This window comes from Thiomonas sp. SCN 64-16 (assembly GCF_001725585.1).
Lineage (GTDB): Bacteria > Pseudomonadota > Gammaproteobacteria > Burkholderiales > Burkholderiaceae_C > Thiomonas > Thiomonas arsenitoxydans.
In genome coordinates, this window is the sequence record NZ_MEGQ01000008.1 from 60,133 (window position 1) to 67,819 (window position 7,687).

Annotated in this window: 6 protein-coding genes and 1 riboswitch; of the genes, 1 reads left to right on the top strand and 5 read right to left on the bottom strand. The window is 63.1% G+C overall.

What is annotated here, in order from left to right:
- Positions 1–5: 5 nt before the first annotated feature.
- The 5 genes from ABT24_RS03630 to ABT24_RS03650 form a co-directional block, all read right to left on the bottom strand.
- Positions 6–959, bottom strand: a complete 954-nt coding sequence (locus ABT24_RS03630) for a phosphopyruvate hydratase (RefSeq protein ID WP_276731642.1) — start codon at positions 957–959, stop codon at positions 6–8.
- 69 nt (positions 960–1,028) lie between these two features.
- Positions 1,029–2,390, bottom strand: a complete 1,362-nt coding sequence (locus tag ABT24_RS03635; protein ID WP_276731645.1) for a class I SAM-dependent methyltransferase — start codon at positions 2,388–2,390, stop codon at positions 1,029–1,031.
- A 222-nt stretch (positions 2,391–2,612) separates the two neighbouring features.
- Positions 2,613–2,690, bottom strand: a riboswitch (Fluoride riboswitch).
- Positions 2,691–2,761: 71 nt separating this feature from the next.
- Positions 2,762–3,142 carry an HIT family protein gene (locus ABT24_RS03640; protein ID WP_276731648.1) on the bottom strand — a complete coding sequence of 127 codons (381 nt, stop codon included), beginning with the start codon at positions 3,140–3,142 and terminating at the stop codon, positions 2,762–2,764.
- Positions 3,139–3,756: a histidine phosphatase family protein gene (locus tag ABT24_RS03645; RefSeq protein ID WP_276731651.1), complete on the bottom strand. Its 618-nt coding sequence runs from the start codon at positions 3,754–3,756 to the stop codon at positions 3,139–3,141. Before ABT24_RS03645 ends, ABT24_RS03640 begins: the two co-directional genes overlap by 4 nt.
- 76 nt (positions 3,757–3,832) lie before the next feature.
- Entirely contained in the window at positions 3,833–5,377 is a 1,545-nt protein-coding gene (locus ABT24_RS03650) for a Ppx/GppA phosphatase family protein (RefSeq protein WP_423837850.1), read from the bottom strand.
- 125 nt (positions 5,378–5,502) lie between these two features.
- Here ABT24_RS03650 and ppk1 point away from each other — a divergent pair, with 125 nt between their 5' ends.
- A complete protein-coding gene (ppk1, locus tag ABT24_RS03655; protein ID WP_276731657.1) occupies positions 5,503–7,611 on the top strand; it encodes a polyphosphate kinase 1 in 2,109 nt (702 codons plus the stop codon).
- Positions 7,612–7,687 lie beyond the last annotated feature (76 nt).

Here is a 7,687-nt window from a genome sequence, read left to right on the forward strand (position 1 = left end):
AGAACTCAACGGTAGGGGTTGACGAACTCGGCCCGATCACCCAATTCGGCCTCGATCTCCATCAGCCGGTTGTACTTGGCCAGCCGCTCGCTGCGCGCCGTTGCGCCCGACTTCATCTGCCCCGCGCCCACGGCCACGGCAAAGTCGGACAGGAAGGCGTCTTCGGTCTCACCGCTGCGGTGCGACATCACCGAGCCCCAGCCCACTTTCTGGCACAGACGCACCGCGGCAATGGTTTCGCTCACCGTGCCGATCTGATTGAGCTTGATGAGCGAGGCATTGGCCGTACCTTCGTCGATGCCGCGCTGGATGATGCGGGTATTGGTGACAAAGTTGTCGTCGCCGACGATCTGAATCCGGTCGCCGAGTTGGCGCGTCATCGCAGCAAAGCCAGCCCAGTCGTCCTCGGCATGGCCGTCTTCGATCGAGACAATGGGAAAGACGTTGAGCCAACCCTGATATAGCTCGACCATCTCCTGACTATCGAGCACCTGATTGCCGCTGCGGCTGAGGTGGTAGCGGCCATTTTTATAGAACGAGGTCGAGGCCGGGTCGAGCGCAATGGCGATATCTTCTCCCGGCCGATAGCCCGCGCGGTCCATGCTCACCGCCAGCAGCGCATTGGCGCCCAGACGCGCCTTTTTGGGCGTACCGTCGAGCGCGATGAGCGCCGCGTCGATCGCGGCCTGATCGCACACGTCGCGCCCTTTGAGCGCCTCGGCGATTTCGCCCTCGATATGGGCAATCACCTTGCGCACCCCTTTGCCGAAATAGCGCTTCGGGTCGCCGTCGCGCAGTTCCACCGCCTCGTTGCTGCCGGTGGAAGCGCCCGAAGGCACCGCCGCCGAGGCGCGCGCCCCCGACTGCAGCGTGATGGTGGCCTTGACGGTCGGCGTGCCGCGGGAATCGAGAATTTCCTGCGCGCGAATCGAAGAAACATGAGCGTCTGAAGCAGACATGGCCTCTCCTTGAAGGGTGGACATCGACGGCGCGAAACCGCACCGCCGCACTCGCAAAATGACGCGCAACTACGCCGTCTGCGCTTCGGCCGGCGCCGCAACGACTTGCGGTTTTTCCGCGTTTGTAGAGCCTGCGCTTGTCTTGCCCGCATACTGATAGCTGCGGTTGAACGGATACTCGGACTGCCGGGCCCGCAGCAGGCGGTCGCAGTCGATGCGGTCTTCCACCACGCCATCCGGACGGCTTCCAAGAATCTGGAACAGCGAAATCCACCCCTGCTCAAAGCCCATGGCCGATCCCGCGAGGTACAGGCGGTAAGCGCGCAAGGTCTTCTCCGCATGCTCGCCCAGCACGCGGCGAGCTTCGTCGAGATGGCCTTCGAGCGCATCGACCCAGTACCACAGCGTTTTGGCGTAATGCGGCCGCAGGCATTCCAGGTCAAGGGGCTCCAGGCCGCCACGCGTCATGGTTTCGGCCATCACACTGACATGCACGAGCTGCCCGCCGGGGAAGATGTATTTCTCGATGAAGTCGCCCATGCCGCCGGCGAGCTGGCTGTTGTCCACCCCGCCGGCGGTGATGCCGTGGTTCATCACCAGCCCGCCCGGCTTGAGCAGGCGGCGGATTTTGCTGAAATACAGCGGCAGATTCGGGCGGCCGACGTGTTCGCACATGCCCACTGAAGCCACCTTGTCGTAGGGCTGCGATTCGTCCACATCGCGGTAGTCCTGCAGCAACATGCGCACTCGTCCCTGCAAGCCTTTTTCGACGATCAGCCGGTTCACATGGTTGTACTGATTCTTCGACAGGGTGATGCCGGTCGCGTCCACGCCGTAGTGCTCGGCGGCCCACAACAGCAGCCCGCCCCACCCTGCGCCGATGTCGATGAAGCGTTCGCCCGGCTTGAGCATGAGCTTGGTGCAGATGTGATCGAGCTTGGCTTCCTGCGCCTGCGCCAGGGTCATCGACGGTTCAGCGAAATAGGCGCAGGAATACACCCGGCGCGGGTCGAGCCACAGCGCATAAAAATCGTCGGACACGTCGTAATGGCTCTGGATCTGTGCGGCGTCCTTTTCGCGGCTGTGGTGGCTGTGCTCCCACAGGGTGCGGCGCAAGCCGTGCCACATCCGCGCGGTGGCGGCCGAAGGCTCGTTGCGAGGGTCGTCGTCGAGCAGCACCGGAGCGATGCGCATGAGGTCGCGCAGATTGCCCAGAATGTCCACCATCCCCTCGACATAGTCTTCAGCCAGTTTGCCGATCTGCCCGGTAGTGATGTGCCACAGCGCCCGCTTGTCGCGCAGGCGCATTTCGATTTGCGCATTGCTTGGGCCCACGCGCTGCCCGCCCGGCAGCACCACACTGCAGGGCAGCGGAAGATGGGACAGGCGCGCGTCAACCCGGCCAAGAAGAGAGGATGAGATCGAAGGCATACGGAACTCCTTTCAGATGTTGGCAAGCACGAACCGACGCCCCAGCAGACACAGACGCTGTGAACAAAGCGGGAGCACGAGTTGTTTTTGCGCGAACCGAGGGCGCTGGGCTGAAGCCCCGTCTTGCGCCTGCGGCAAGACACTCCTGATCAATGGGGATGTAAACATCCGCAACTCCTCCCTGAAGGCGGCGCCCGCTGCACGGGCAGCGGGTCAACCGGAACATGGGTAGGAGTCATCAGCCTGGGGCGAAACCCCTATTGAGGCAATTGCACGGCGAACTCCATCGCCGTTTGTTGATTTGAATTTAGGCCATGAAATGCGCAGGGTCAATGTCCGGGGCGCTCAAGGTTGCTTCGAAATGCAATCGCTCAATACTTCTGCCGCGCCGGAATCACGCCGCGCACACCGCCCAGCGGCTCGTCCATGTCGCCGTCGTAACGCGGGATGAGGTGCAGATGCACATGGAAAATGCTCTGCCCGGCCGCGCGGCCGCAATTCACGCCCAGATTGAAACCATCCGGCCGGTGCTCGCGCAGCAGCAGAGCGCGGCCTTGAGCAGCTAGTTCGAGCAGCGCCTGATGTTCCTGCGGGGTGCAATCGAACCAGTCGGCCACATGGCGAAAGGGAATGAGCAGCAGATGCCCCGGGTTGACGGGCGTGCGGTCATACACCGCAAAGCCCAATTCGTTGTGCAGCACCCAGGGCATGTCCTGGCAGAACGGGCACTGCTGATCGCCCCCAGATTTCATGCCAACCCTCGCAGATGCGTGGTGTCGTTGACGAGTTGCAGCGCGACCTTGCCTTGTGCATCCACGCTGAACAGATTGAGGCAGCAAGGCTTTTGCGTGATGCGCCAATAGCCGGATAGCGGCAGATCGAGCGCGTGCAGCAGCAGTGCGCGGTTGACGCTGTCGTGCCCGACCAGCACCACGGTGTGGTCGGCATGACGCGAGAGCAGCGTCCGCAGACCGTCAGCAGTGCGCAGCGCCAAGTCCTGCAGCGACTCGCCGCCGGGAAAGCGCACCCACTGCGGCGCGCTTTTCCATAAGGCGTAAGTCTGCGGATGCGCGGCCTTCACCTCCTCGTGCGTCTTCCACTGCCACTCGCCGTAGTCAAGATCGTTCACCCCTTCGAGCACCTGCGCGCTCAGGCCGCAGGCGGCGGCAATGTCGGCGCCGGTTTCGCGGCAGCGCCCCATCGGGCTGGTGTAAACCGCCTGCGGAGAAAACTCGGCCGCGATGCGCTGCGCCACCGCCTTGGCCTGCTGGCGACCGAGTGCGGTCAGCTCCAGTTCCATACGCCCGCGAAAACGCTCGGGATGAATGCCTTCAACTTCACCATGTCGCGTGAGGATGATCTGCATCGCGTGCTCCTTGTTTGTTGAACCGCGCCATTCAACGCGGCTTCTGCTCAAACATTACGCGGCAGGCATGACGCAATCAAGAAGGACTTTGTAACGCGACGTTCCAGTTCAGCCGCGCCCACTCGGCGGCCTCTTGCCGGAGACTGTATTCGGTCAGCGGATTGCTTTTGAGCCAGGGCTCCGGGGCGACGATATCAAGCGGCGGCCGCAGGCCCGAGAGCTTCACTCCAGCCGGCTGGTAACGCAGATGCAGTCCATCGATATCAACCGCCGTGCGGTTGCGCGCCAGAATGACCGCCAGACGCAGCGCCAAAACAGCGTCGAGATCAATGTTTTCAAGATCAGTGGCGCTGAGTTTTTTCAGCTTGCCGGTGTGGGTCAACACCAGTTGCGCCAGCGCGGCCTGCTCACCGCGCGAGAAGCCCGGCATATCGGCGTTGGCCGCGATATAGGCCGAATGCTTGTGATAGGCGCTGTGCGAAATCGACAGGCCGATTTCGTGCAACTGCCCGGCCCAGCGCAGCAGACGGTGATCGGCCTCGGTAGCGTTGGGGCGCAACTGCGCGTAGAGCCGCAGCGCCAACTCCGTAACCCGTTGCGCCTGTTGGGCATCGGCGCCGTAGCGCTGCGTGAACTGCAGGGCGGTGACTTCGCGCATGTCTTGCGACTGCTCGCGCCCCAGCAGGTCGTAGAGCACGCCCAAGCGCAGCGCGGCATCCGTCACTTCCATCGACTGTATGCCCAGTTCCTCGAAGACGCCGAGCATGATGGCCAGCCCGCCGGCCGCCACCGGCACGCGGTCGGGTTTGAGCCCCTCCATGCGCAGCTTGTTGAGATTGCCCGCCCGCACGAAGGTGCGACGCAGTTCGCGCAGCCCTTGCAGGGTGATGTCGCCCGGCTGGTCGGGCGGGTTGAAACCGCTGCCGCCGATCATGTCGGCCAGAGCGCGCGCCGTACCGCTGGAACCCACCGCATGGTTCCAGCCATTGCGCTTGAAGTCGGCGGCGATGATCTGAATCTCCTTGCGCGCCGCAATCTCGGCCGCGCGCATGGTGGTCTCGTCCACCTGATTGCCCGGGAAGAAGCGCTGGCTCATCGACACGCAGCCGATGTAGAGCGACTCCATCATCCCCGGCTCATAGCCCTGGCCGATGATGAACTCGGTCGAGCCCCCGCCGATATCGACCACCAGGCGCTTGCCCTGCACCACCGAGACCGAATGCGCCGCACCGATATAGACCAGCCGCGCCTCTTCCCGCCCGGCAATGACCTCGATCGGAAACCCCAGCGCCGCCTGCGCGCGCTGCAGAAACTGCGGCGCATTCTTGGCCACGCGCACCGTGTTGGTGGCCACGGCCCGCACCCGGTCCGGGTGAAACTGGCGCAGGCGCTCACCGAAGCGCTGCAGGGTTTGCAACGCGATTTGCTGCGCGGCTTCCGACAGATACTTTTTGTCGTCCAGCCCCGCTGCCAGACGTACCGGCTCGCGCAAGGAGTCGATGGCATAGACCTGCACCCCCGCCGCACTGTCTTGCGCCCGTCCGATGAGCATGCGAAAACTGTTCGATCCAAGATCGACGGCGGCAAGGTGTTGATTGAGCAGGTTGGGCATAAGCAGCAATTGAACGTTGGTTTGATGACAGGTTTTTGAAAAATGTCATCAAGATTTCATGCTAAACCGTCATTCTCGCTCGGTTTGTTCCCGGCACTGGCAAAATGCCAGTCGCTTCTCCGCCAGAGTCATTCATGTCCCATCCCGCCACCGCACCTCGCCTGCTCAATCGTGAGCTGGGCACTCTCGAATTCAATCGCCGCGTGCTGTTTCAGGCGCTCGACGAGACCAATCCCCTGCTCGAACGGTTGCGGTTTCTCAGCATCGTGTCGAGCAATATGGACGAGTTTTTTGAAACCCGCGTCGCCACACTGCAAGACATGCTGGAAGCCGACCCGGCTTCACGCACGCCTGACGGCATGCTCGTCAGCAAAGCCCTGACCGAGATTTCCGAACGCGCCCACGCCCTGATTGCGGACCAGTACCGCGTGCTGCAACAGGCCGTGCTGCCGGCACTCGACAAGCAGGGCATCCGCCTGTACCGCCTGCCCGACTGGACCGATGCGCAGCGCGCCTGGGCGCAGCATTATTTCGAGACCGAAGTTTCGCCCCTGCTCACGCCCATCGGCCTCGATCCGGCGCATCCCTTCCCCCGCGTCATCAACAAGAACCTGGTGTTTGCCGTGCAACTCGGAGGCACCGATGCCTTCGGCCGCAATATCGAGCTGGGCGTGGTGCAAACCCCGCGCACCTTGCCCCGGGTCGTGCCCCTGCCGCCGGAGTTGTGCGACGCGCGATACGGGTTCATGCTGCTGTCGTCGTGCATGCAGGCGTTTGCCGGGCAACTGTTTCCGGGACTCGAAGTGCTCGGCGTGCATCAGTTTCGCGTCACCCGCAACAGCGAACTGTTCATCGACGACGACGACATCACCAATCTGCGCGCCGCACTGCAAGGCGAATTGCGCGCCCGGCACTTCGGCGATGCGGTGCGGCTGGAAGTGGCGGCCGATTGCCCGCACGCCGTCATCGACCGCCTGCTGCGCGAAAACAATATCGTGCCGCAAGACTGCTACCGGGTCGACGGTCCGGTGAACCTGGTGCGATTACAGGAAATTCTTGACTACGTCAACGAGCCGCAACTGCTGTTCAGCCCCTATCTCCCCGCCCTGCCGCGAGACTGGCCCGGCGTGGATACCGAGATCTTCGACCGCATCCGGGCCCGCGACATCCTGCTGCACCATCCCTACGATGCCTTCGCTCCCGTGGTCGATCTGGTGAAGACGGCCGCGCGCGATCCGTTCGTGGTCGCCATCAAGCAGACCATTTACCGCACCGGCGGCAATTCCGAGCTGATGGACGCCCTCATCGAAGCGGCGCGTAATGGCAAGGAAGTCACCGTGGTGCTGGAATTGATGGCGCGGCTAGACGAAGAAACCAATATCAACTGGTCGTCGCGGCTGGAGGCGGCGGGCGCGCATGTGGTCTTTGGCGTGGTCGGCTTCAAGTGCCATGCCAAGATGCTGCTCATCGTCCGCCGCGAAGCCGCCGAAGGCACCGGCCGCAAGGTGCTGCGCATGTACGCGCATCTGGGCACTGGCAACTATCACGCCCGCACCGCGCGGCTTTACACCGACTTCGGCCTGATGACGGCCAACCCGGAAATCTGCGAAGACGCGCGCCGCGTGTTTCTGCAAATCACCGGCTCCAGCCAGGCGCAGGAACTCAGGCGGCTGTGGCAGGCCCCGTTCACCCTGCATGCCAATGTGCTGGCCGCCATCGCACGAGAGGCCGACCATGCGCGCAGCGGCAAGCCCGCACGCGTCTGGGCGCGAATCAACGCACTGCTCGAACCCACAGTGATCGAGGCGCTTTATGCCGCCTCACAGGCGGGTGTGGAAGTGCGACTGCTGGTGCGCGGCGCCTGCATGCTGCGCCCGGGCGTGGAAGGTTTGTCCGACAACATTCGGGTGCGCTCGACCATCGGCCGCTTTCTCGAACATTCGCGGGTGTTCTACTTCCACAACGGCGGCGAAGCCGAGGTCTATATCTCCTCAGCCGACTGGATGGAGCGCAATCTGCTTCGCCGGGTCGAAATCGCCGTGCCCTTGCTCGACAACAAGATCAAGGCGCAGGTCATCCGCGAGGGTCTGCGCATGCAGTGGCAACACCCGGGCAACGCCTGGGAGATGGACAGCGAGGGCAATTACCACCGTCCGCGCGGCTCACGCAGCCGCCTGAGCTGCCATCAGGTGCTGATGCACTCGCGTTTGGAACGCAAAATGTTCGTGCCGATGGAATTTTGACCCACCGTGCCGATTCAATTTTGACCCGGGGTCTAAGGCCGACTGCGTCGCAGTCGGGTGTGGATAAGTCTACGGT